The following is a 22,553-nucleotide window of genomic DNA, read 5'->3' on the forward strand; positions in this document are numbered from 1 at the left end:
CTTCGCAATCACAATCAGTCGAGGGTGGACAGGAAGGCAACGACATTGTCGATGTCTTCGGGGCTCAAGCCGGGAAATGCGAGCATGCCCCGTTTGTCGGCGGCATCGGCTGGTTTGCGCTCGGGGGCGTTGGAGATCCAAGCCTCCAACTCGCCCCGGTTGAGCGTCCCCTTTTCGGCCAGTTCCAGATACGGGATATGGTCGCCGGCATCCAAATAGAGATCGAACGCCGACCCGGCGAACGTACCCCGGGTCATCAGGTGGGTCAGGTTGGGAGCGGCCCCGGCCACCAGGGTCTCTTGATCCAAGTAAGAACCTGCGTTGCCGCCGTTGAATTCGCCGTAGATATTCCAACTATCAAGCTCTCCGCCCCTGCTAGTGAGCCCGACAATGACGTGACAGCTCGCGCATTGAGTTTCAAAAGTATCCAAACCCTTTGCTGCGTAGGTACCTTCGGCCGGAGCAGTCGCAGCCGTCCTCTGATTGTTCTTCCACTGGGCGAATTCTGCCGGCGGCAGGGCCACGGCCACCATCTTCATGTAGCCGTGCGACAGTCCGCAGAACTCCGTACACTGCCCGCGAAAGCGGCCGGGCTCCTCGGCTTGGATCACCCAGTCGTGGGAGCGGCCAGGCACGGCGTCGCGTTTGCCGTTCAGCTTGGGGATCCAGAAGGAGTGGATCACGTCGCGCGATTTGATGTCCAGGGCGATGTCCACTCCGACGGGGATGACCAGTTCGTTGGCGGTTACGAAGTCGGGCGGGGAGTCGGTGTCGCCGTCCAGGTGGTACTGGTACTCCCACCACCACTGCTGGCCGATCACGGTGACCACCACATCCTCGTCGGAAGCCTTCACGTCGTCGAGCGCGAACAGAGCCACCAGCGTGAACACCGAGATGACGGCCAACAGGATGGTCGGCACAATGGTCCAGGCGATCTCGAGGCGGTTGTTGCCGTGGGTCTGTTCGGGGAACTCTTCGTCGTCGTAGTAGCCGAACTCGCCATCGCCGGTATCAGAGCCCGACACCCGATAGCGCCACCACAGGGCCAGCACCGCGCCTTGGATAAGAAAGAACACCACACCGGCCACGATGAAGATGGGGTTGATGAGTTCGGCGATGTCCCGTCCCTGACGGCCGACCGGCGACAGGGTGGAGAGCGGGTGGTCTTTGTCGGCCACGATGGCGACCACGATCAGGGCGATGGTGCCGGCGATTATCAGCAGGCTCGACAGCCATACCAGGCCCCTGGCTTGCCGGCTCATTGGGCACCGCCCCTCATTGGTCTCGGCGCCATCACTAGTGGTCTCCGTCTTCTGCTGCGGGTTCCCCGTGCTCGGCCGCAGGTGCCTTGTGGTGGAAGTCGCGCGACCCCATCGCTCCGGTGACCACACCGGCGATCAGCACGCCGACACATATCACAGCCACGGTGCCGGCGATCACCGACCGGCTGATATTGGGGCCGACGGCGAATACCACGGCGATCAAGAAGATCACGGTGGCCACCACTCCGGCCACCATCACCGCGCTGAACTGGGAGACGGTCAACAGCACCCGGGACAGGGCCAGCACCAGCACCGCCACACCGAGCGCCGCGGTCACCGGATACTCGATCGGCCGCATGATGCGGTTGCGCAGATTGCGGTTGACCACCGGATCGGCGGTGGCCCGGTCGGCCCACGCCGTGAGCATCCACTCGAAAATCGCCGCCCCCACGATCACCAGACCGATCACGAAGATGGTGGCGTGGGTGACCAGCCCCACAATCATGGCCCCCACCCCGAAGGCGGCCACTGCCGGCCAGTAGTTGGCCTCCAGGTCGGCCTGCGGCTCGGGAGTCTTGCCATCGTCCATCAACTCGCCCACCGACTCGGCGTCGGCGTCGCGGAAGGCCACCAAGAACAGGGCCACCAACGCCGAGAGCACCGCGAAGCCCATCAGCACCACATAGCCGACGTGATCGCCGATGCCCCCCTTGTAGCCCAGGCTGAGCACGCCCACCCAGGTCTCCACGTTGAGCACCGCGAAATACTCGGTTTCGCCCGCGCTGCCGCTAGCCACGCCGTAGACGGCGGCGGCGGCCACCGCGGCGAGGGTGAAGCCGAAGAACAAACGGAAGCCGGGCGTGAACACCAGGGCCTACTTCAGCACGAAGATCGCCGTCCAGATGACGACATAGACGAATACAACGGCGTACCAATAGATGGACGCGGCCACGAACCCGTCGGTTTGGCGGCTGCTGTACTGGCCAGCCAACGCCCGAAAGGCCATGAGGAGCAGGAACACCAGGCCGATGGCGATCATGGCCAGATGCGACCCCGAGATGGTGTAGATCAACACGGCGGCGATCGACTCGTCGGCCACCAGGCCCATCTGGGTGTACTGGAACGAAGTGGTGATAACCACCGACAGGCCGAACAGCGTGGTCAGCGCGGTGGCCATGATGGCGTGGGGGCGGTCGTCCCGGGCGATGGAGTACACCGCCCACTGCATGGTGACCACCGACATGAGCATGGTCCACGCCGCCACCGTGGGCTGGGTGAGCTGGATGTTGGCCCCCGACGGGATCCACTCCCCGCCACCGGAGAGCGCATCGGCCCGCTCCCGCAGGTACACCCCCAGCAGGGCGGCGAAGTACATGAGCGACGCGGCGGTGCCGAACACGGTGCCCACCAGCAGGGTGCGCTGGCGAGGCAGCGGAGCGGCCAGAGGCGTCCCGACAGCGATATCGGCCATCAGGCATCCTCCCCTTGGTCGGTCTCGGTCGAGGCGGGCAACGTCAAGCTGCGGGTTACATTCAGCGCCACCAACGCCAAGCCGCCCAGCACGGCGATGTAGCCGATCAACCCGATCACGTTCAGAGCCTCCACAAAACCGAGGGCATCGATATCCCCAATGCGACCGGTGTGGTACGGCCGAGCCGGCTGGTCGAAGAATCCGCTCAGCGCATCGGTGGCCCCCACAAGGATCGACCCTCCGGCCAGCGGCAGCACCGACAAGAAACCCAACGGAGCATTGAGACGGCGGCCCAGCAGTCGCGGCGCCCAGTGGAAGAGACCGGCCACCGCGGCCAGCAGCCCGCCCAGCACCGCGAAGTTCATCATCCCGGTGACCAGGCTGGAGCCCTCCAAGTCGTCCATGGCGTCGAAGAATCCCCGCCAGATGTCGCCATCGGCCTCCCGCAGCACGCCCAATGCGGGTTCGGCCACCCGCAGCACGCCGGCCGCCGCTGCCGCCGTCAACAGGGCTCCGGAGACGACGACCAAGGCGAACTGCGGAGTGATCTGGGGGCGCTGCCCGGCGGAATAGGCGTTGAACGCCAGCCATCCGCCATAGGCCACCACCATCAGGGCGACCGCCAAGGAGAACGCGGTGAACAGCACCTCGCTGGTCACGACATGGGCGTCGTTGGCCAGCGGGTCGGCGCTGTCGAAGAAGCTCTGCACCCAGGCGCCGAAGGACAAGAACCCGAAGGCCCCCACGATGAAAGCCATGGGCTCGAACATCTTGGGGCTGCTGCGGTGGGCAGAGGTGAAGACCTCGGCCACGATGCCGAGCAGCGGGATCGTCCACGCGTACACCTGGGGAGCGTCGAACGCCCACGCCACCATCTCGAACGGCGCATCTCCGCCGCCGAAGCGCAGGGCGTCGGCCCCCCGCATGTCCACCCAGGAGACAACCAGGTTGGCCAGCAGCACCGGCAGGGAGAACAGCCACACTCCGGTGGCCACCAGCATGGACCACGAGAACGCGGGCACCTGGAGTAGATCCATCCCCGCGGGGCGCTGGGTCACCAGGGTGGCGAAGACCACGCCGGAACCGACCAGCAAACCCAGCCCGATCATGCCCAGCGACAGCACGGTGAGCTCCACCGACTGCCCTCGGGCGGCGTCGGCTTCGAACGAGCCCAGACCGCCGTAGGAGAAGGTGGCCGCGATATGGGCGATGGCCCCCACCAGCCAGGTCCAGAACGCCGCGGCGGCCGCTCGGGGGAAGGCCACCGAAGAGGCGCCGAGCTGCCGGGGGATCACCACGGTGGCCAACCCCAGGAACAACGGCACCAGCCCGCACAGGATCAGCGTGGTCCGGTACAGGCCGAACATCTGGAAGAGTTCGTTGGCGTTGGAGAAGACGCCGAAGCCCCCGTCGATATCGGCTTGCTCGATCCCGATCAGCATCCCGAGCGCGAGGGCGAGCCCCGAGAGGAGCAAGGAGAAGACCACATACATCTGGCCGATGGTCAGGTGATCGCCAGTGCTCAGGATTCGAGCCAAGCCGGTGGGCGGGGTCCACTGGGGGGCCGACGACTGGGTCGCCGGCCTCACGTCGTCGCCTGCCGCGACCGATTCTGCTTCTGGCCTCGTTTCGGTGAGAGTCATCGTGCTCCACGAAGGCGGGTGTGCGTCGGAACTTTACACATCGCCCAGAACGTTTCTTGCATCAGACAACTCTGCCCAATGGGCATCTGGGGTCGGCGGAAATCTGCGTTAAACACCGGTGCGGACCACCTGGTCGACTGCCATCGCGGCGAACAGCAGGGTGATGTAGGTGATGGAGTAGGAGAACAGCCGCATCGCCGAGGCGGTCGCCTGGGTGCGCAGCACTTGGACGGCGTAGAACAAGAACACCGCGCCCAGCACCGAGGCGCTCACCAAGTACACCAGCCCCATCTCGGCCACCGCGCTGAACAGCACCGACAACCCCCACAGAACCACGGTGTAGCCGATCATCCGCACCGCAGTGGTGCGGGTGCTGGCCACCGCCGGCAGCATGGGCACGTTTGCCGCCCGGTAGTCGTCCCGATAGCGGATGGCCAGGGCCCAGAAGTGGGGTGGCGTCCAATAGAAGATCACGCCGAACAGCACCAAGGGTGCCCAGTCGAGGCTGTTGGTCACCGCCGACCAGCCCACCAAGACCGGAACGGCGCCGGCGGCCCCGCCGATGATGATGTTGCGGGTAGAGGTGCGCTTGAGCCACAGCGTGTACACGAACACGTAGAACGCGGTGGCCGACACGGCCAGCACCGCGCTGAGCAGGTTCACGAACCCCCAGAGCCAGACGAAGGCCAGAACCTCCAAGACAATGGCGAAGACCAGCGCCCGACGGGGGGCGATCTCCCCGGTCGCCAGGGGGCGGTTCTTGGTGCGCTCCATCAGCCGGTCGATGTCGCGGTCCACGTACATGTTGATGGCATTGGCCCCTCCGGCGGCCAACGTGCCGCCGACGACGGTGGCCACCATCAGCCACACCGAGGGGATGCCCCGGTCGGCCACCACCATGGTGGGCACCGTGGTCACCAGCAGCAGTTCGATGATGCGGGGCTTGGTGAGGGCAACGTAGGCCCGTACCGAGCGCGTCCGATCGCGAGGAGACAGCTGGGCAACACCCATGACCAGCCAAGAGTACGGTTTCGGCGCTGGGCAGGCCAAGGTATCGGCAAGGGGTCGATGTCCTTGTCACCGGCCTGCGAAAACACCGGTTCGGGATGACTGCCTGTCATAGGCGACCCGTACAATTCGGAGCGTGATCAAACCCCGGGTTTCCCCCGCTGCCTATCGCAAGATCACCGTTTGGGCATTGGCCCTTTTGGCGTTGATCATTGTGAGCGGAGGCGCGGTCCGGCTCACCGGCTCGGGGTTGGGCTGCCCCGACTGGCCGGCGTGTGACAACGACCAGCTGGTCGCCCCGCTGGAGACCCACGCCATGATCGAGTTCATCAACCGGCTCATCACCGGTCTGGTATCGGCCATTGTCATCGCCGCCGTGTTGGGCTCCCACTGGCGGGTGCCGCGGCGAGCTGATCTGGTGTGGCTGTCGTGGGGTTTGGTGGCCGGAGTGCTGGCCCAGATCGTGCTGGGTGGCCTGGTTGTGCTGTACGAACTGCCCCCGGCGCTGGTGATCGGCCACTTCTTGCTGTCGATGGTGCTGCTGTGGAACGCGGTGGTGCTGCTGTGGCGGGCCTCGGAAAACGACCAGCACCAAAGCGAGCCGAGACCCCGCCCCCATTGGCTGGGAAACGGGGTGGTGGCGCTCACCTCGGTGGTGATCGTGACCGGCACCATTGTCACCGGCGCGGGGCCGCACAGCGGCGATGAGGATGCCGAGCGCATCGATGTGGCCGTGAGAGACGTGGCCCAGATTCATGGGAGCACGGTGGTGGCGCTGCTGGTTGTGCTGGCCGGAATGGTGTGGTGGCTTCGGCAGCGGGGCGCTCCCGAGCAAGCCCAGTTGTGGGGCCGGACCGTGTTGGGCGTGGCCCTGGCCCAGGGTCTCATCGGCTATGTCCAGTACTTCACCGGCGTGCCAGTGCTGCTGGTGGGCGCGCACATCGCGGGCGCCGCCCTACTGTGGATTGCCACCGTGTTCTTCTGGCTCAATGCGAGGGGTCCGCTGGTGCGGGCCGAGGCCGAAATCGCCCAGGCGGTTCCGGCATGACTCCCCCAGCCCCCGTCGAGATTGCCCCGTCGGAGGTAAGGCAGCCCGCCGATGACACCGATGTACGGCCCGACCGGCCGTGGAAAGTGATCGTGTGGAATGACCCCATCAATCTGATGTCGTATGTGACCTTCGTGTTCCAAAAGCTGTTCGGCTACAGCAAGGAGAAGGCCACGCAGTTGATGCTGGACGTGCATTACAAGGGCCGGGCCGTGGTGTCCGACGGACCCAAAGAGAAGGCGGAGATGGACGTCTTCCGACTGCATGAGCACGGCCTGTGGGCCACCATGGAGCACGACGACTGATGTTCGCCCTATCCGACGGACCCGCCTCGGTGTCTAGGCGCACTTTGAGGACGAGAATCTGATGGCGCCGCGGCAGCCGATAGTGCCCATCGGGGACGGGACGTACAGCCTGGACTTGCGGGACGAGGAACGAGCGCTCATCGCCGCCATCGTGCCTGATCTGCGGGGGCTGCTGGCCGACGACCCGGGCGACGAGATGCTGACCCGCCTGTTCCCCACCGCTCGGCCCGATGATCCCGAAGCCGAGGCCGAGTACCGAGAGCTGGTGCGTGACGATCTGGTGTCGAAGCGGCTGGCCCGCCTGGACATAGTGGCCGAGTTGGCCGAGGCCACCGTCTTGGATCAAGAGCAGTTGGCCGCCTGGATGGGGGCGGTCAACGACATCCGGTTGGTGCTGGGCACGCGCCTGGAAGTGACCGAGGACGACGAGTACGACGACGATCCGGAAAGCGACGACCCCGAAGCGGTGGCCCGGTCGGCCTACTGGTACCTGGGCTGGCTACTGGAGCATCTGGTGGAGGCGTCGGCCTCCGAGCTGTAGCTGCTTACTCCTCGACGGCCCGGGTCGCCGGTTCGCCTTGGCCGGCTCGGGCGATCTCCGAGAGGGAGGCCATGGCGTTGGTGAGGCCGCTGGTGTCGAGGGGCAAGAAGATCTTGGTGGCGTTGCCGTCGGCCACGCTCTTCAGTGCTTCCAGATAGCGGATGGCAATGAGGTCGGGAGTGGGGTCGCCGGTGTGGATGGCGCCGAAAATCAGCTCAATGGCATTGGCCTCACCGGAGGCCACGGTCTCGAACTGGTAGCGCTCGGCGTCGGCCACCCGCTTGATGGCCTCGGCCTCGCCCTCGGCTTCCAGAATCTGGCTTTGCTTGAGACCTTCTGAGCGCAAGATGGCTGAGCGCTTGTCGCCCTCGGCTTCGGTGACGATGGCCCGGCGGTCGCGCTCGGCCTTCATCTGGCGGTGCATGGCCTCGGTCACATCGGGCGGCGGCTCAATGCGCTGGATCTCTACTCTCACCACCCGAGTGCCCCACTTGTCGGTGGCGTCGTCGAGGATCTGGCGCAGCTTGCCGTTGATCAGCTCTCGGGAGGTGAGGGCAGCATCGAGGTCGAGGTCGCCGACCACGTTACGCAGGTTGGTCTGGGCCAGCTTGGTGACCGCGAGCTGGAAGTTGCCCACGTTGTACTTGAGCTTCACCGGGTCGGTGGCCTCGAAGAAGATCACCGCGTCCACCGTGACCACCACGTTGTCCTTGGTGATGACCTCCTGGGGAGGCACGTCGATGACCCGCTCTCTCATGTCGACCTTGCTGATGCGCTGCACGAACGGGAGGATCCACCGCAGGCCCGAGTCCACCGTGCGCTGATAGCGGCCCAGCATCTCGATGAGGCCCCGCTCATAGGGGCGGATGATGCGGATTCCCAGCGCGGCGATCAGGATGAGCGCTAACGCGATGACGATGAATAGGGCGACCACGGCTTCCATGACTGCTACCTAGCTTTCTGTGCTCTCTGTTGTTTGCTCTTGGGGAGCGGGAACGACCACCAAACGGGTGCCATCGATGTCGGTGACCATGACCCGGGTGTCGACTTCAATGGGCTCGGCGGAAATTGCCCGCCACTCCTCGCCCCCGATTCTCACCATACCGGTCATCTCGTCGTCGTCCACCCGCTCGATGATCTTGCCATGGGCGTCGATGAGCCGCTTGGCCCCCACTCGGGGCTGCTTGTCGTCGTCCAGACGGCGGACGAACCGGCGTAAGTAGACGAAGCTGACTGCGCTCCCCAGGAAAAAGACCAGCCACTGCCAGAGGATGTGGGCGTCCACCCAGGCCAGCACCGCGGCCGCGGCGGCACCGATGGCGAAGGGGAGCAGGAAGAACCCGGCAGTGAACACCTCGGCCAGGGAGAAGACCACCGCGGAACATGTCCACAGCCAGCGCCAGACCTCGTTCTCCACCTCGTGCTCCTTTCGCGGTAGGGATCATGGTATCTGTTTTTCAATGCGGTTCCGTCAAGGAGGGCTGCTAACGTAAATCGGCCCTCGCGGGTCGAGAGCCCCCATCGTCCAGCGGCCTAGGACGCCGCCCTTTCAAGGCGGTAACACGGGTTCGAATCCCGTTGGGGGTGCAACGTTCGGCGCTTCGTTTTGTAACGGGTGGCGACAAATCTGCCCTCCGGGGCAGCGACAACAAGGTCCCGTGGTGCAGTTTGGAGTGCACGCCGGCCTGTCAAGCCGGAGGTCGCGGGTTCAAATCCCGTCGGGACCGCACAACAGAACATGGTCGGGTAGCTCAGTTGGCAGAGCGTCCGCCTGAAAAGCGGAAGGTCACCGGATCGACGCCGGTCCCGACCACCACCCACCCCCCAAACGGCCCGGAGCGAAGCCCAACCCCGCTCCGGGCCGTGCCCTTTGCGTGGTGCCCGTCTGTCAGCCGTAGTGGGTGGCGACGTTTTCGGGGTAGCTGCGGGAGAAGTAGTTCCAGAGCTGCTCGCCGTAGGTGGAGGGGCGGTAGGAGCTGGACATGTCGGCCACGCCGGCCTCGGTCTCGGAGATGCTGGCCATGAAGCCGGCGCTGTGGTGGTGGGGGCTGGCGGCCACCGCGGCGGCAAAGCGGTCGTGCAGGGGCAGCGGGGCCAGGGCGACGTCCAGCGACGGGCCGTGGAAGTAGCCCGCTGAATAGCGCTCTTCGGTGGTGATCACCTGGTGGGCGGTGGCCACCAGATAGTTGCCGGTCATGGCCTGGAGCGTCTCGCCCAGGTTGATCACGTACGACCCATCCACTGAAGGCACGTCGATCCACTGGCCGTCCTGGTTCTGCACCTGCAGCCCGGCGGTGGGTCCGGGGTCGAGCACGGTCAAAAACCCGGTGTCTCGGTGGGCGTTGACCCCGGCCGCGCCTTCGGGAGTGGGGGGATAGTGGATGAATTTGGCCAGCGACATGGTTTGAGCGCCAAAGAACCGCTCCAGGTAATCCTCCCCCAGCCCCAGCCCCACCGACAGCGCCCCCAAGAGGCGGTTGGCCAAGCCCCCCAGCTCGTCGAACCACTGGTTGGTGAGCTCTTGGTGGCCGGGCAGGAGCCCATCGGGCAGCCACTGGTTGGGACCCAAAAGCCGCAGGTAATCGGGCTCGACGTCTTTGGGCTCGGTGGGCCACTCGGTCCACCAGTCGATCTGCTCCCGGATGTCGGGGCGGTTGTTGGTGTATTCGGCCCCCTCCGGCTCCCAGCCCCGGAAGTGGCGGGAGCGCCGCTTGTCGATCAACTTCTTCTGCTCTTCGGAAAAGGCGAAGAACTTCCGCAGCATGGCGAAGATGTTGTCGCTCAGGTCGTCGGAGACCCCGTGGTTCACCACCAATAGGAAGCCGACCTCATGGCAGATCCGACACAGCTCCTCGGCCAGGGCCTCGCGCTCGGCCCTGGTTCCCGACAGAGGGCCGAGATCCACCACGGGGATCTGATCGAACGCGGCCGGAGCGGTCATGTTGTTCAGCGTAGTGGTCATATCTGAGGCCCCCAGAATGAGATCAGCCGAACTCCCCGCCCGCGAACCAGTTGTCGAATGCGGGGCGCATGGCCACATCGATGAGCTCGATCCGCAGGCCGGTGGTGGGGGGAACCAGAAAGGCGAACCCCTGAAGCCCACCGTCTTCGCTGGCCCCGCCGTAGATCAGCTCGCACCCCCCAGCTTGGAGCGCGGCGATATCGGCGTGGAGGTCTTCGGTCCAATAGCCCATGTGGTTTAGACCGCCGTAGAGGTCGAAATCCCAGAACGACCCTTTCGGGCCGGCGGCCAGCTCGATCTGCACCGGGCCTTCCACCGTGTAGGAGAATTGCACGCTGGTGGACACCACCTCGCCCTCCACCAGCAGATCCAGGTCTAGGGATTGCAAGGAGTGCCAAGTGAGCCCGGTGGCGGCCGAGATATGGGCCATGGACTCCTCGACGTCCGCCACCACGATGCCGGTATGGAATGGGTCGGTTATCAAAGCCATAGGTGATCCACTCTGCGCTTAGCCGGTGGGATGGGCCTCCAGGTGGCGCTGGCCTTGGCGGCGCATGAGGGTCCAGGTCTGCTCTAGGTAGCCAGCCTGGTCGTCCACCAGCTTCTTCAGCCCGAGCCGTAAGTGCTCGGGAATCTCGGGGGCGTCGGTGGGCTCAAGGATCACGTCGAGCTGGGCCTGGTCTTCCAGGGTGGCGTGAAGGGCGGCGGCCCGGGCCAGGGTGGGTCCCACGCAGATGGCCCCATGCCAGGGGATGATCACGGTGTGGTTGGTCTCGATGGCCGGCCCGATGGACTCGAAGCGGTCGTCGGGGCTGAGCACCTGGTCGTCGTGGAAGATGCAGCACAGGTTGTGGCGCATCTTCAACGGGCGGGCCAAGGAGGCCAGCGCGGTGATCCATCGGCCGTGACTATGAACGATGGCGTTCACTTCGTTGCGGTTCTGATACACCCCGGCATGGAACTCGAAGCCCAGGCTCACCTCCCGGTTGCCCTCCAGCAGGTTGCCCTCGTAGTCGAGCTTCATTACGTCGTCGGCGGTGATCTCGCCCAGCGTCCGGTCGAAGGCGTTGATCCAGAAGGCGTCCTCGCCGGGTACCCGCACGCTGACATGGCCGCCGATGCCGGTGTCGCACCCCCTCACGGTCAGGGCCCGACAAGCCAACACAATGTCGTTCACAATCTCTCTGGCTTCGCTCTCGGAGGTGCTCATGCCCCCTAGAGTACGGCATCAATGGAACAGCGCCAGTGTGAAACCTCGGGGGCGGCTGATTGCGGCCCCAATCGAGGGCAGCCTCAATGACGACCGTGGTAGTGCTGGGGGCCGGAGCGCTGGGATCGGTGTACGGCGCATGGTTCGCCGAAGCAGGTGCCGATGTGACCCTGGTGGCCCGACCGGCCCACGCCGAAGCGGTGAATCGGAGCGGGCTGAGGATCGACGACCAGCCTCCGGTCGCCGTTCGAGCGATCGCCGACCCAGCCGAAGCGGGCGACTGCGACATTCTGCTGTTGGCCAGCAAGGCGTTCGACAACGCTGAGCTGTTGGGCGGCTATCGGGGTTCGGCGCAAGCGGCTTTTTCCGTCCAGAACGGGGTGCGCCAAGCCGAGCCGCTGTCGGCCCGATTCGGAGCCGCCGCAGTGGGCTGTGTGTCGTTGGTGGGCGGCACGCTGGGCGAGCCCGGCCACGCTTCTCACTCCTTTGACGGCCCCACCTTGCTGGGCGACCTGCCGAGGACCACACCGGGCACGGCGGCGGCCATCGCCGCGGCCTTGCCGGGACGCAAGCTGGAGGTCCACGACGACATCGCCCCCGCGCTGTGGTCCAAAGGGGTGCTGGCCGCCGCGGCCATGGGGGTGGTGGGCTTGACTCGGCTGGTGTACCACCGGATTTTCTTGTTGCCCGAGACCCGTGACGTGTTCTTCGACCTGGCTTGCGAGGGAGCGGCCATCGCCGCGGCGGAGGGCGTGGAGCTGATCGACGGGCACGGGCCATTCCAAATACGGGCGCTTACCCAGGAAAGCCGGGCTGAGGCCCATCGGCGGCTCCAAGCCGTGGGTGAGGGCATGGAGGCGGCCGGGGAGACCAAGGTTCGGGTGTCCATCTTGCAGAGCATCGACCGGGGGCGGCCCTTCGAATTGCAGGCGGTGTTCGGCGACCTGGTGGCGATCGCCGACGGCCACCGACTCGAGGTGCCCACCCTGCGGGCCGTCACCCGGCTGCTGGCCGCGGCAATGTCCGGAGGATGACGGGACGATGAAGCTGCGTGAGCTGAGCCGGATGCTGGCCCGGGCCCCCAAGGGGGCTGCCCGGTGGCACACCTACAACGATTTCCGGGAGGAGGCCCGACGGCGCCTGCCCAAGATGGTGTTCGACTTTGTGGAGGGCGGCGCCGAGGGCGAGTTGACCATCGCCGCCAACCGGTCTGCCATCGACAAAGTGGATCTGGCCCCGAGCTATCTGGTGGACGTGGCCGACCGAGAAGTGTCCACCACCGTGCTGGGCCAACCGGTTTCGCTGCCGTTTCTGCTTGCGCCCGCTGGCTTGGCCACGCTGGTCCACCGCGACGGCGAGCTGGCCGCGGCCCGGGCGGCTGCCGCCGCGGGCACGGTGTTCGCAGTGAGCACCGGATCGGGCTATTCGCTGGAAGACATCGCGGCGGCCGCCCCCGACGGCCGGCGGTGGTTCCAGCTCTATCTATGGAAGAGCCCCGAGGTGGTGCGATCGCTGGTGAGCCGAGCCCGAGACGCGGGCTACGAGGCACTGGTGCTGACCGTGGACGTGCCGGTGGTGGGCAAGCGGGAGCGCGACCTCCGCAATGGGATGTCGCTTCCCCCTCGCATCCGGTGGAACAGCGCGCTGGACACCGCCCGGCGGCTGCGGTGGCTGCGCCAACTGGTGACCGGCCCCGACATCACCTTCGGCAGCCTGGTGGAGTTGGGCATCGGCGACGATGCCAGTGCCATCGGCGCCTACGTCGACCGAGAGCTAGCCGACCCGTCCCGCACCTGGGACGACCTGGGGTGGCTGCGGCGGGAGTGGGACGGACCGCTGCTTATCAAAGGGGTGACCACGGTGGCCGACGCCGAGGCCGCGGTGAACTGGGGCGCCGACGGGGTGATTGTGTCGAACCACGGCGGACGCCAGCTCGACTCGGTGCCGGGAGCCTTCGCCGTGCTCCCACAGATCGCCGAGGCGGTGGGCGACAGAGCCGAGGTACTGGTGGACGGCGGATGCCAGCGGGGATCCGATGTGGTGAAGGCCCGGGCCCTGGGCGCCCAAGCTGCGATGGGTGGCCGAAGCTGGTTCTGGGGATTGGCGGTAGCCGGCGAGGCCGGGGTGGCCCGCATGCTCGACATCTACCGCAACGACATCGACCGCACGTTGGCCCTGGTAGGCCGCCCCCGTTTCGACGACATCGGCCCCGATCTGGTGGCGAAATAAGCCAGCGGACTTCTGGCACTTGCCACCGCCAAGAACCTCCTCGCCCACCCCGACCTCCAAGCCTCCTACCTCGGCACCGCCGAACAGTAGGCGCAACTCCACGCGGCCAGTACTCCTAGGTCATCCCGCCCGCGCGGCGGGCGCGATGGGAATCTTGTCGATTGCCCTTCCGGGATACGTGCTGTTGCGCTAGCATGTTGCCTGCCGCTTTGTAGGGGGTACTTAATCCGATAACTCGGATTCGGACCAGGGCATGCGGATTTCATTACAGGCTCTGCGCTGATTGGCGCCAAGGCCTGGGGAAATCTGAAGGAGCCACTGGTGCGAAATAGCCCTCGGCCCCACCCCTGCGGGTTGGGTTCTGCGACAGGTGCCCGAGCCCCCAAATCCAAGAGCATGACCGGCTGCCGAGTGGCCCGGCTCGTTGGTGTCATTGCCTTGGCGGCGGTTGCATCGTCGTGCCTGCCTGTAGGGAAGGCGTCAACGGAGATGCACACGTCAGCCATATCCGAGGACGGCCTGGCCAGCGGTTCCAGTTCGGCCTCGTCGATTGTCGGGGCAGTGGCGACGACACGAGGAGGTCCTTCAGCGTCTGGGGCTGGACTGGCACCTGTCGGATTCGATCAAGAGGGCAGCCGCAACGCCTCGGCCGATTCCATCGCTGTGCCGACCGCAACCCCGGCCCCCACAGCGGTGCCAGGGCGCGTTTGGCTGGTGCCAGATGACGAGCAGGCGGCAACGTTGGCGGCCCACGGCCACCAGATCGGCAACACGGTGATCGTCGCCACCGGCGACCTCCGGGCCCTTTCCCCGCAGGCCATGAAGACGATCCGCGACGCCTCAGATGTGGTGCTGGCTCCAGGCCTCAGCGACGACGCACCGTGGCAGCTGGAGGCGATCCGCCGGGACCGTCAGCTTCCCGGGGGCGGCCTGCTCATGTTCGATGCCGGCTTCGATCGCCGAATGGTGGCCGTCTACGGCCACCCGTCGACATCGAGCCTTGGCGTGCTGGGTGAACAGGGTCCCGAGGAGGGCGTCGAGCGCCTCCAATCCATCGCCGAGGGATACGACGCCGACGGTTCAGTGATCTTGCCCGCCTTCGAGATCATCACCACCGTTGCATCGGCCAGCGCGGGCAGCGACGGGGACTATTCGGCGATGACCGCCCGGGATGTGATCAGGCCATGGATTGAGACCGCGGCCGCCAACGACATGTACGTGGTGCTGGACCTCCAGTCGGGACGAAGCGACTTTTTGACGCAGGCGAAAGTCTACGAGGAATTCCTCCGCCTTCCCCACGTGGGTCTGGCCCTCGATCCGGAGTGGAGGCTCAAGCCCCACCAGGTACACCTAGAGCAGATCGGCACGGTGGACGCGGCCGAGATCAACCGGGTCGTGGAATGGCTGGCCGGAGTGGTCCGGGAGGAAGCCCTGCCCCAGAAGCTGCTGATCCTCCACCAATTCCGCTACTCCATGATCACCAACCGCGAAGCCATCGAGACTCCCCCCGAGCTGGCGGTTCTCATCCACATGGACGGCCAAGGCTCCATGCAAGCCAAATACAACACTTGGAACGCCCTGACCACCATGGCCGACGCCGACCAGTTCCATTGGGGCTGGAAGAACTTCTACGACGAAGACTCCCCCATGGCCACCCCAGAACAAGTCCTAGACCTCACCCCCAACTCGGTGTTCGTGTCCTTCCAATAGGGGTTCAGTCGCTGAAGCCAGTGCCATGGGCGTCGGCGATGGCGGTGAGGATGGTGCCGGGGGTGCGGGCGTCGCCGATGACTTGGACTTTGAGGCCGGCACTGGCGAGATCGGTGGATAGGGGGTCGTAGGGGTGTTTGGCCACGGTGAGGGTGAGGTCGGCCTCGGGCGGAGCGTCGACTTTGGTTTGGATATTGACGTTGAGGGCTTGGAGGCGCTCCAAGGCAGGTTGGACTACCAGGTCGAGCAGGGCGTTGGCGGCTATGCGGCGGCCGGGAGTGGTCGCCGTTACGACTAGGCCCTGGGTGGCCAGCCACTCGGCGAGTCCGAGGGCTTCGTAGCCGCCGAAGCGGTCGTCGACCACGGCGGTGGCGCCCTTTGGCATTGTGCTGATGTCGGGGAGTTCGCCGCCGATGGCACCGGTGGCCACAACTACGAGGTCGGGGCGGGCAGCGGCAATTGCCTCGACATCAGCGGCTTGGCTTAGCCGCACATCGACGCCGAGTCGGTTTAACTCTCGCTCTTGCCAGTCGCAGATGTCGCCCAGCAAGCTCCGGGTGGGCAGCTTCTGGGCTTGCCGGACGGCGCCGCCCAAGCAAGCGCGGGCCTCGAACAACACCACATCGTGACCCTGGATAGCAGCCAAGCGGGCGGCTTCCATGCCACCGGGTCCGCCGCCCACCACAGCCACCCTTCGGGGCTGGGCGCTGGGCTGGAGCGGGGACAGGTCCAGTTCACGGCCCACTGCGGGGTTGACCGCGCACGACAGGCGGCCCCGGTTGAGGCCGCCGACGCAGCCGTCGTTGCCGGCGATGCAGGGGCGGACCTCGGCCTCTCGGCCGTCGATGCTCTTGGCCACCAGGTCGGGGTCGGCGATGTGGGCTCGGGTGAGGCCCACCATGTCGGCCACTCCTTCGGCGATCAATTGGTCGGCCTCGGCCAGGGTGCGGAACCGGCCAGTGACGATGGCGGGCAGATCCACAGCAGCCACCACCGGAGCAGCGGCCTCCAACTCGTAGCCGGGCGGCTCGTGCATCCCGCCCATGATCTTGTGGGGCCGAAGGCAGCTTCCGTAGGTGAGGTTCACGTAGTCGATGAGGCCGTCGTCAGCCAGCACCCTCACCAACTCGGCACAGTCGTGCTCGGTGACTCCCCCGTCGCCCACCGCCTCTGATCCAACCCGTACTCCCAGCGGCATCTCGAGGCCAACCGCTGTCCGCACCGCGCCAACAACCTCTCGAGCCATACGGATGCGGTTCTCCCACGGGCCGCCGTATTCGTCGGTGCGCTGATTGGTGGCTGGCGACATGAACTGCTGGAGCAGGTAGCCGTGGGCGATGTGGACCTCCACCCCATGGACACCCCCCTCGACGCTCCACCGGGCCGCTTGGGCGAACGCATCAGTGAGCTCGGCGATGTCATCGGCAGTCATGGCCTTGGCCGGGCGGCGGATGCTGGGACCGGCCATCTCCGACGCCGACCACGGGGGGCCACCATCGGCGGTCACCCCCTCGTAGCCCAGATGGCCAAGCTGCTGGAACACCGTCATGTTGTAGGGCCCCAGCCGAGCCATCAGCCGCCGGTAGTCGTCCACCACCGACGCATCGTGCAGCCACAGCGTGCCCATGTCGGTGGGATGCACGGATGCCGCCTCCAAGATGGTGAGCCCACACCCGCCCGCGGCCCGGGCCTCGTGGTAGGCGATCAGCTCGTCGGTTATCCGCCCTTGGCCGATGTTGGTGCCGTGCGCAGTACGCACCACCCGGTTCTTGATCTCCAGCCCATTGATCTCAATCGGCACCAGAACGTGCTTGTAGCTCATTGCCTCAACCTGGGGAACCCGTCAGCGAGCTTGGCTGTCATGCGGCCATTGGTCAAGAGACAACGTCGCCCACTCGGTTGGCCCGGGCGAAGCAGGCGGCTGCTGCTGCGCTGCCTAGGGCCATCACCAGCCAGGCCCAGGTGTAGGTGCCGAGCCAGTCCACCAGCGCGCCGAAACTCACCGGAGTGGCCAGCGCGCCCATGTAGTAGCCGGTCATCGTGACGCCAGTGGCCCGGGCCACGGCCTGAGGTGCCCGGTCGACCACCGCGGCGTGCATGATCCCAATGGCCGCCAACTGGACGATGAAGCCAATAAACAGCCCGATGGTCGCCACGGCCACCCCAAACGTCAGACCGCTCATGGTCACCAGAATGGACGCGGTCAACACCGAGCACAGCCCGACAATGAGGGGTACCCGTCGAGTTCGCCCGAGATAGTCGGCCCGCAATGCGGTCAGCGACATGCAAACCGCGCCGAGACCGGCCGCTATCCCGGCGATAGCGCCTGCCACCGGTTTGGAGGTGCCCAGCCCCTCGTCCAAGTACGGCACGGCCCAAGAAAACAGCGGCTGCGAGGAGCCCACCAAGAAGAAGGCCGATACGGCAAACCACCAGAATCCATGGGGAAGGACCGATCCTTGGCGCGACGACCGCAGACGAGAAGAGCGAATATCGGGAATGACGGCTGACGCGATGAGCGCGCTAATGGCGGCGATGGTGCCGCCGATCATGAGGATGAGGTTCCAACTCCAGCGGTCGGACGCCCAGGGCACCAAGACTGCGCTCATAAACGCCATCGTCGGCACTCCCGACGTCTTGGCCGACAACGCCAGCGTGCGGCGGTTTTCCGGCACTGCGGCGGCTACCGCCTCATTGGTGGCCGCGTTGGTTAGGGCGTAGCCGAAACCGGCGAACACTGCGGCCCCGATCAAAGCGGCATAGCTATCGAGAAGAGCCGCGGACCAAGCAGCCACCGCCACGATCAATTGATCGGCAATCACCGCAGTGCGGGTTCCGATCTTCTCGGTGATGCGAGCTCCGATGATCGATCCCAAACCGGTGCAGCCGAAGTGCAGGCTCACCAGCAGCCCGACCTGGGCCCGGGAAATGCCGAGGTCATCGCGCACCGCAGCAACGAAATAGCCGGGGAAAAAGCCCAGGCTTGACCCGATGCCCAGCGCCAGCATGCTGGCCGCCACCACCGCCGGGCCTCGGCCAGTTCCCGGTTGTGCGCTCACGCGCTTCCCCCACCCAACACTTCGGGCGACGTTACTGGGCGGCATAAGTGGCCTCGTGGTTGAGCAACCATCGACTGCCAGTCGGCCCGGTACGCTCCACTGGTGGACTTGTCACCCCCAGCGGTGGGACAAGCGGTGGCCGAGGTGTTCGACGGGGTTGACGCTGTGCCCCGAGTCGAACGCCTAGACCGGGGGTTCTCGTGGGTGACGCTCGCGGTGGACGACGTAATCGTGCGGGTGGCGCCTCAGGGCGGCTCGCTCGACCCTTACGACCCGGAGGTGGAGGCGGCCAACCTCCGCCGAGTGGAAGGGGTGGTGCCTGCGCCGGCAGTGCTGGCCGTGCAACCCGACGCCGACAACCCCATCGGCCGACCGTTCGGCGTCCACACCCGGATGCCGGGCGGAGTGTTGCGGCTCGACGACGTGACCGAGCAGCGTTCGAAGTACATCGCGGCCGCGGCCCAGGCGCTGGGCAAGCTGCATGATCTGACCGCACCCATGACGGTGGCCGAGGCCTTCGACGCCGAGTTGAGTCACACCGAGGCCGTCTACCGGCGGGCTGCTCCCAACCGCCACCCCGAATTTGAGGCCGCTTTGGATTGGCTGCGATCGCACCGCCCCGACTGCGACGACCCCGCAGTCTGGTGCCACGGCGACTTTCGATTCGCCAACCTGAGCTGGATCGGACCGGGCGAATTAGGCGGCATTCTGGATTGGGAGCGGGCCTGGCCCGGCGACCCCATGTGCGATGTGGCCTTCACCCGCCGCTTCTCCGGCTGGTGCAGCATCGAAGACTCCACCGATTACGGTCGCCCGCTCGACCAGGAGCGGCTGGAATATGCCGCCCGATTCGAACGAGTCCGCTCCTTCACCGCATCAATGCGGGCCATCCGAGCCTGGCTCGACGGCCGCTCCCACGACCCCCGGCTGCTAACCATCGGCCGCCGCGGGGAGGAGGCCATGCAGACAGAACTGGCCTGGGCCGCGGATTAGCTAGCCCCGGCCCAAGATCATGGTGTTGTGGTATTGGGCGCCGGAGCCGGCACCACTGACAAGAGCGACTTCGGCGTCGGGGACTTGGCTGGGGCCGGCGGTGCCGCGGAGCTGCCTCACTGCTTCGACGATCTTGAGGGTGGGGCCGCCCCAGCCGATGTGGCTGTAGCTGAGCAGGCCGCCGTCGGTGTTGAGGGGATGGCGGCCGTCGATGCCGATGCCCGCGTCCCACAGGTAGTCGGCCCCCTCGCCTTCGGTGCACAGGCCCAGCATCTCGAATTGGCGTACCACCTCGTAGGTGTTGATGTCGTAGAGCTCGAACACGTCCACTTCTTGGGGGCTCAACTCGGCTAGCTCGAACGCCCGCCGGGCGGCGTCGGCCCCCAGATTCCACACCTCGTCGTAGCGGGGCGGGTTCACGTACTGCTGACGGTGCCATTCTGCGCCCCCGCCCAGAATGGCCACCGGCGGCTGGGCAAGGTCCCGGGCCCGCTCAGCGGTGGTGATCACCATGGCCGCGGCCCCCTCGGTGGCCAAGCAGAGATCGAGCAGGCAGAACGGTTCGGCCACTATGGGAGAGGCCAGCACATCGGCCGCGGTGTAGGGGCCCCGACCAGCCATCACCGCGGCCGGATTGGCCGACCCGGCGTTGCGGATGGCGGCGGCGATGGCGGCCATCTGTTCGGGGTCGGGGGCGAAACGGTGCCGGTACACCTGAGCCACTAGGGCGAACTGGGCCGCGGTGAGCGATCCCCAGCAGGCGATGAACTCGTTGTCGGGCCGGGTGTAGTCGGCCACCGCCGACCCGCCCATGACCCCGGCCTGGCCGCCGAACACCAGCGCTGTCTCGCACAAACCGGCGGCCACCGCGGCGGCGGCGTCCAGCGCACCGGGCACTCCCTGAGGGTAGGTATCGCACACCCAGCGCAGCGGCTGGCCGAATACCTCGGCCCAGTCGGCGGAGCCGGGCTGGAAGACGGTTCCTCCTGGTCCGGGCCAGCGGGCGGCCACCCCGTCGATATCAGCCACGCCCAGCCCGGCATCATCGAGGGCAGCCAACGCGGCCCGAAGGGAGACCTCCGCCGAGGTGGTGTCGAGCTGGCGGGCCATCTCGGTGGCCGCCACCCCGACGATGGCCACTCGGTGCAGCGGATGGGCGCCGCTCACACCCTCCGGCCCTCTCCCCAATAGCGGGCTCGCAGCTCCTCCTTGGCGATCTTTCCGACTGCGTTCTTGGGCAGCGAATCGGTGAACTCCACCCGCTCGGGGATCTTGATGGAGGTCAGCTCCGACTGGCGGCACCACAGCCGCAGCTCTTGGTCGTCGGCCGACGCCCCCTGCTTGAGGGCCACCACGGCCACGATGGCCTCGCCCCACTCGGGGTCGGGCACGCCGATCACCGACGCCTCCAGCACAGCGGGGTGGCGGTACAGCACGTTCTCGATCTCGGTGGGGGCGATGTTGAGCCCGCCGCGGATGATGAGGTTCTTCATCCGGTCGACGATGTAGATGAAGCCCTCGTCGTCAATCTCGGCCACGTCGCCGCTGTGCATCCACCCGTCTCGCAGCGCCTCGGCGGTGCGCTCGGGGTCTCGGAAGTAGCCCTTCATCACATGGGGACCGCCGAAGATGACCTCACCCCGCTCGCCTACCGCGACGTCCCGGCCGTCGGGGTCCACCACTCGAACGTCCACCGCGTACGACGGCTGCCCGCATGACGAGAGCAGTTCGGGCCGCTCCTGCAAGCCCCGCACATGGTCTTCCTTGCGCAAGATGGTGCCGATGGAGGCGATCTCGGCCATGCCGTAGAGCTGGTTGAACACCGGGCCGAAGCGCTCCACCAACTCGGCCAGGCGGTCAGGAGAGATGGGCGAGGAGCCGTACCCCAGCGTGCGCAGCGACCCCAGCTTGTGGTCATCGGCCCGCTCCAAGCGGTCGAGCAGGCGCATGAGCTGGGTGGGCACCAGGAACGAGTGGCTGACTCCATGGTCTTCCACCAGGCGGGCGTAGCGCACCGGATCGAAGTTGCGGCTGTCGACAAACCCCTGGGCCGCGCCGATGATCAAGCACGGCAGGATGGTGATGTTCACGCTGGAGTTGTGGGGAATCTGGATGAGGTAGCGGCTGTGGCGGTCGATCTCGTATTCCAGGCAGGCCACGGTGGCGTGCTGGAGCACCCGGGCGTGGTCGAAGTGGACCCCCTTGGGCCGCCCTGTGGTGCCGCTGGTGTACACGATGCAGAAGTCGTCTTTGGGGCGGATCTGATGCAGCGTGTCGGGGGGCGCCGCCGAGGCGGAGTCGATCAGGGTGTTGAGGTCGCGGTCGATGTCGATCACCGGCAGGTCGAATCCTTCGAGCTGGTCGCGGTGCTCGGTGTCGGTGATGGCAAGGGTCGGGTCGGCGTTGTCGAACACCTGTTCCAGCTCCACCGGGCCAAGTCGGAAGTTGAGCCCCACATAGCACCCACCGGCCTTGGTGATCCCCCCGAGCACTTCCACCACCTCAGGGCGGTTGGCCACCAGCAGTGCCACCCGGTCGCCCTTGCCCAGGCGATGGGCTTCCAGCAGGGCATTGGCGATGCGGTTGGTGCGCTCGTCGAGCTGGCGGTTGGTCAACTCCCGCTCTCCGAAGATGGCGGGATCGCCGGGATGGCGGGCCGCGTTGCGGGCGAAGGCCAATCCGACGTTCACTGGGCGGCCTTGTCAGGGGCGAACGCCGGAAGTCGATGGCCGTCGGGGCCGGTGATGAAGCGCACGCTCACCGCCATACCGATCTCCACGTGATCGGGATCGCAGTCCACGATCCAAGTGAGCAGGTGCCACCCCTCCTCCACATCCACGTCGGCCATCACATACGGGGCGGTGAACGCCGGGGTGGGTGGACGGTGGACGGTGGTGTGGCTGTATACCTGGCCCCGGCCACTGCTGGGCTGATAATCCCAGTTGGTGCTCTGGCAGTAGGGGCAGGCGAACTGGGGGACGAAGAAGCTCTTACCGCACTCTGCACACACCGGTCGAACCAACTCGCCCCGGTCGACCGCGGCCCAGAATTCCCCGGTCAGCGGGCGTAGACTCCGGTCCTCAAGCTCGCCAGTCAACCCCTCCATCGGTGA

The 22,553-nt window shown here is 66.3% G+C and carries 22 protein-coding genes and 3 tRNA genes; 10 read left to right on the top strand and 15 right to left on the bottom strand.

Annotated elements, in window-relative coordinates; translation table 11 throughout:
• Positions 1–14: 14 nt before the first annotated feature.
• The 5 genes from coxB to ACOGI7_RS12145 all read right to left on the bottom strand — a co-directional run bounded on the left by coxB (position 15) and on the right by ACOGI7_RS12145 (position 5,387).
• Entirely contained in the window at positions 15–1,262 is a 1,248-nt protein-coding gene (gene coxB, locus ACOGI7_RS12125; RefSeq protein WP_419849019.1) for a cytochrome c oxidase subunit II, read from the bottom strand.
• Between the two features lie 34 nt (positions 1,263–1,296).
• Positions 1,297–2,130, bottom strand: coding sequence for a hypothetical protein (locus ACOGI7_RS12130; protein ID WP_419849020.1), 834 nt, complete (start codon positions 2,128–2,130; stop codon positions 1,297–1,299).
• A 6-nt stretch (positions 2,131–2,136) separates the two neighbouring features.
• Positions 2,137–2,733 (bottom strand): cytochrome c oxidase subunit 3, encoded by a 597-nt coding sequence (locus ACOGI7_RS12135; RefSeq protein WP_419849021.1) that lies wholly within the window; start codon positions 2,731–2,733, stop codon positions 2,137–2,139.
• Entirely contained in the window at positions 2,733–4,376 is a 1,644-nt protein-coding gene (locus ACOGI7_RS12140; RefSeq protein ID WP_419849022.1) for a cbb3-type cytochrome c oxidase subunit I, read from the bottom strand. The genes ACOGI7_RS12135 and ACOGI7_RS12140 overlap by 1 nt, the downstream gene beginning before the upstream one ends.
• Before the next feature lie 108 nt (positions 4,377–4,484).
• Entirely contained in the window at positions 4,485–5,387 is a 903-nt protein-coding gene (locus ACOGI7_RS12145) for a heme o synthase (protein WP_419849023.1), read from the bottom strand.
• A 133-nt stretch (positions 5,388–5,520) separates the two neighbouring features.
• On the opposite strand from ACOGI7_RS12145, the gene ACOGI7_RS12150 reads away from it, so the two are divergent.
• From ACOGI7_RS12150 to ACOGI7_RS12160, 3 genes are all read left to right on the top strand, one after another.
• Positions 5,521–6,432: a COX15/CtaA family protein gene (locus ACOGI7_RS12150; RefSeq protein ID WP_419849024.1), complete on the top strand. Its 912-nt coding sequence runs from the start codon at positions 5,521–5,523 to the stop codon at positions 6,430–6,432.
• Entirely contained in the window at positions 6,429–6,737 is a 309-nt protein-coding gene (gene clpS, locus ACOGI7_RS12155; protein WP_419849025.1) for an ATP-dependent Clp protease adapter ClpS, read from the top strand. Before ACOGI7_RS12150 ends, clpS begins: the two co-directional genes overlap by 4 nt.
• A 61-nt stretch (positions 6,738–6,798) precedes the next feature.
• Positions 6,799–7,278, top strand: a complete 480-nt coding sequence (locus ACOGI7_RS12160; RefSeq protein WP_419849026.1) for a DUF2017 family protein — start codon at positions 6,799–6,801, stop codon at positions 7,276–7,278.
• A gap of 4 nt (positions 7,279–7,282) precedes the next feature.
• Here the strand turns inward: ACOGI7_RS12160 and ACOGI7_RS12165 are convergent, their stop codons facing one another.
• The gene (locus tag ACOGI7_RS12165) at positions 7,283–8,221 is read right to left on the bottom strand and encodes an SPFH domain-containing protein (RefSeq protein ID WP_419849027.1); all 939 of its coding nucleotides are present in this window, start codon (positions 8,219–8,221) and stop codon (positions 7,283–7,285) included.
• Between the two features lie 9 nt (positions 8,222–8,230).
• Positions 8,231–8,695 carry an NfeD family protein gene (locus tag ACOGI7_RS12170; protein ID WP_419849028.1) on the bottom strand — a complete coding sequence of 155 codons (465 nt, stop codon included), beginning with the start codon at positions 8,693–8,695 and terminating at the stop codon, positions 8,231–8,233.
• 97 nt (positions 8,696–8,792) lie between these two features.
• On the opposite strand from ACOGI7_RS12170, the gene ACOGI7_RS12175 reads away from it, so the two are divergent.
• The 3 genes from ACOGI7_RS12175 (at position 8,793) to ACOGI7_RS12185 (ending at position 9,094) form a co-directional block, all read left to right on the top strand.
• Positions 8,793–8,865: transfer RNA gene (locus tag ACOGI7_RS12175), tRNA-Glu, on the top strand.
• 65 nt (positions 8,866–8,930) lie between these two features.
• Positions 8,931–9,005, top strand: a tRNA-Asp gene (locus ACOGI7_RS12180).
• 13 nt (positions 9,006–9,018) lie between these two features.
• Positions 9,019–9,094 (top strand) — tRNA-Phe (locus ACOGI7_RS12185).
• Between the two features lie 72 nt (positions 9,095–9,166).
• On the opposite strand, the gene ACOGI7_RS12190 is transcribed toward ACOGI7_RS12185, so the two are convergent.
• The 3 genes from ACOGI7_RS12190 to ACOGI7_RS12200 are packed head-to-tail and all read right to left on the bottom strand — an operon-like array spanning position 9,167 to position 11,450.
• Positions 9,167–10,219, bottom strand: coding sequence for an isopenicillin N synthase family dioxygenase (locus ACOGI7_RS12190; protein WP_419849029.1), 1,053 nt, complete (start codon positions 10,217–10,219; stop codon positions 9,167–9,169).
• A 43-nt stretch (positions 10,220–10,262) separates the two neighbouring features.
• A complete protein-coding gene (locus ACOGI7_RS12195) occupies positions 10,263–10,730 on the bottom strand; it encodes a VOC family protein (RefSeq protein WP_419849030.1) in 468 nt (155 codons plus the stop codon).
• An 18-nt stretch (positions 10,731–10,748) separates the two neighbouring features.
• Positions 10,749–11,450, bottom strand: coding sequence for a class II aldolase/adducin family protein (locus ACOGI7_RS12200; protein WP_419849031.1), 702 nt, complete (start codon positions 11,448–11,450; stop codon positions 10,749–10,751).
• 86 nt (positions 11,451–11,536) lie between these two features.
• Here ACOGI7_RS12200 and ACOGI7_RS12205 point away from each other — a divergent pair, with 86 nt between their 5' ends.
• The 3 genes from ACOGI7_RS12205 (at position 11,537) to ACOGI7_RS12215 (ending at position 15,389) form a co-directional block, all read left to right on the top strand.
• Positions 11,537–12,484: a ketopantoate reductase family protein gene (locus ACOGI7_RS12205; RefSeq protein ID WP_419849032.1), complete on the top strand. Its 948-nt coding sequence runs from the start codon at positions 11,537–11,539 to the stop codon at positions 12,482–12,484.
• 7 nt (positions 12,485–12,491) lie between these two features.
• Complete coding sequence (locus tag ACOGI7_RS12210; protein WP_419849033.1) at positions 12,492–13,679, top strand: alpha-hydroxy acid oxidase; 1,188 nt, start codon at positions 12,492–12,494, stop codon at positions 13,677–13,679.
• A gap of 489 nt (positions 13,680–14,168) precedes the next feature.
• On the top strand, positions 14,169–15,389 hold the full coding sequence (locus tag ACOGI7_RS12215; RefSeq protein ID WP_419849034.1) for a hypothetical protein: 1,221 nt from the start codon (positions 14,169–14,171) through the stop codon (positions 15,387–15,389).
• A gap of 4 nt (positions 15,390–15,393) precedes the next feature.
• Here ACOGI7_RS12215 and ACOGI7_RS12220 read toward each other — a convergent pair whose 3' ends face one another.
• Together ACOGI7_RS12220 and ACOGI7_RS12225 are read right to left on the bottom strand one after the other, a co-directional pair.
• The gene (locus ACOGI7_RS12220) at positions 15,394–17,211 is read right to left on the bottom strand and encodes an FAD-dependent oxidoreductase (protein ID WP_419849035.1); all 1,818 of its coding nucleotides are present in this window, start codon (positions 17,209–17,211) and stop codon (positions 15,394–15,396) included.
• A 52-nt stretch (positions 17,212–17,263) separates the two neighbouring features.
• Positions 17,264–18,448 carry an MFS transporter gene (locus tag ACOGI7_RS12225; RefSeq protein WP_419849036.1) on the bottom strand — a complete coding sequence of 395 codons (1,185 nt, stop codon included), beginning with the start codon at positions 18,446–18,448 and terminating at the stop codon, positions 17,264–17,266.
• A gap of 102 nt (positions 18,449–18,550) precedes the next feature.
• On the opposite strand from ACOGI7_RS12225, the gene ACOGI7_RS12230 reads away from it, so the two are divergent.
• Positions 18,551–19,441, top strand: a complete 891-nt coding sequence (locus ACOGI7_RS12230; RefSeq protein ID WP_419849037.1) for a phosphotransferase family protein — start codon at positions 18,551–18,553, stop codon at positions 19,439–19,441.
• Here the strand turns inward: ACOGI7_RS12230 and ACOGI7_RS12235 are convergent, their stop codons facing one another.
• From ACOGI7_RS12235 to ACOGI7_RS12245, 3 genes are read right to left on the bottom strand one after another with little or no spacing between them, the layout of a single operon-like run.
• Positions 19,442–20,608, bottom strand: coding sequence for a thiolase family protein (locus ACOGI7_RS12235; protein WP_419849038.1), 1,167 nt, complete (start codon positions 20,606–20,608; stop codon positions 19,442–19,444). It lies immediately after the preceding gene.
• Positions 20,605–22,131 (bottom strand): class I adenylate-forming enzyme family protein, encoded by a 1,527-nt coding sequence (locus tag ACOGI7_RS12240; RefSeq protein WP_419849039.1) that lies wholly within the window; start codon positions 22,129–22,131, stop codon positions 20,605–20,607. The genes ACOGI7_RS12235 and ACOGI7_RS12240 overlap by 4 nt, the downstream gene beginning before the upstream one ends.
• Complete coding sequence (locus tag ACOGI7_RS12245; protein WP_419849040.1) at positions 22,128–22,547, bottom strand: Zn-ribbon domain-containing OB-fold protein; 420 nt, start codon at positions 22,545–22,547, stop codon at positions 22,128–22,130. Before ACOGI7_RS12245 ends, ACOGI7_RS12240 begins: the two co-directional genes overlap by 4 nt.
• Positions 22,548–22,553 lie beyond the last annotated feature (6 nt).

This window comes from Candidatus Poriferisocius sp. (assembly GCF_965204145.1).
In the GTDB taxonomy this organism is placed as follows: Bacteria; Actinomycetota; Acidimicrobiia; order Acidimicrobiales; family Bin134; genus Poriferisocius.

Bases quoted from the DNA above. Each gene is read 5' to 3' on its own strand.
- coxB (WP_419849019.1), bottom strand. From the start codon at position 1,262: ATGAGCCGGCAAGCCAGGGGCCTGGTATGGCTGTCGAGCCTGCTGATA.
- ACOGI7_RS12145 (WP_419849023.1), bottom strand. From the start codon at position 5,387: ATGGGTGTTGCCCAGCTGTCTCCTCGCGATCGGACGCGCTCGGTACGG.
- ACOGI7_RS12200 (WP_419849031.1), bottom strand. From the start codon at position 11,450: ATGAGCACCTCCGAGAGCGAAGCCAGAGAGATTGTGAACGACATTGTG.
- ACOGI7_RS12195 (WP_419849030.1), bottom strand. From the start codon at position 10,730: ATGGCTTTGATAACCGACCCATTCCATACCGGCATCGTGGTGGCGGAC.
- ACOGI7_RS12160 (WP_419849026.1), top strand. From the start codon at position 6,799: ATGGCGCCGCGGCAGCCGATAGTGCCCATCGGGGACGGGACGTACAGC.
- ACOGI7_RS12190 (WP_419849029.1), bottom strand. From the start codon at position 10,219: ATGACCGCTCCGGCCGCGTTCGATCAGATCCCCGTGGTGGATCTCGGC.
- ACOGI7_RS12210 (WP_419849033.1), top strand. From the start codon at position 12,492: ATGAAGCTGCGTGAGCTGAGCCGGATGCTGGCCCGGGCCCCCAAGGGG.
- ACOGI7_RS12165 (WP_419849027.1), bottom strand. From the start codon at position 8,221: ATGGAAGCCGTGGTCGCCCTATTCATCGTCATCGCGTTAGCGCTCATC.
- ACOGI7_RS12140 (WP_419849022.1), bottom strand. From the start codon at position 4,376: ATGACTCTCACCGAAACGAGGCCAGAAGCAGAATCGGTCGCGGCAGGC.
- ACOGI7_RS12205 (WP_419849032.1), top strand. From the start codon at position 11,537: ATGACGACCGTGGTAGTGCTGGGGGCCGGAGCGCTGGGATCGGTGTAC.
- ACOGI7_RS12135 (WP_419849021.1), bottom strand. From the start codon at position 2,733: ATGGCCGATATCGCTGTCGGGACGCCTCTGGCCGCTCCGCTGCCTCGC.
- ACOGI7_RS12220 (WP_419849035.1), bottom strand. From the start codon at position 17,211: ATGAGCTACAAGCACGTTCTGGTGCCGATTGAGATCAATGGGCTGGAG.
- ACOGI7_RS12215 (WP_419849034.1), top strand. From the start codon at position 14,169: ATGCACACGTCAGCCATATCCGAGGACGGCCTGGCCAGCGGTTCCAGT.
- ACOGI7_RS12245 (WP_419849040.1), bottom strand. From the start codon at position 22,547: ATGGAGGGGTTGACTGGCGAGCTTGAGGACCGGAGTCTACGCCCGCTG.
- clpS (WP_419849025.1), top strand. From the start codon at position 6,429: ATGACTCCCCCAGCCCCCGTCGAGATTGCCCCGTCGGAGGTAAGGCAG.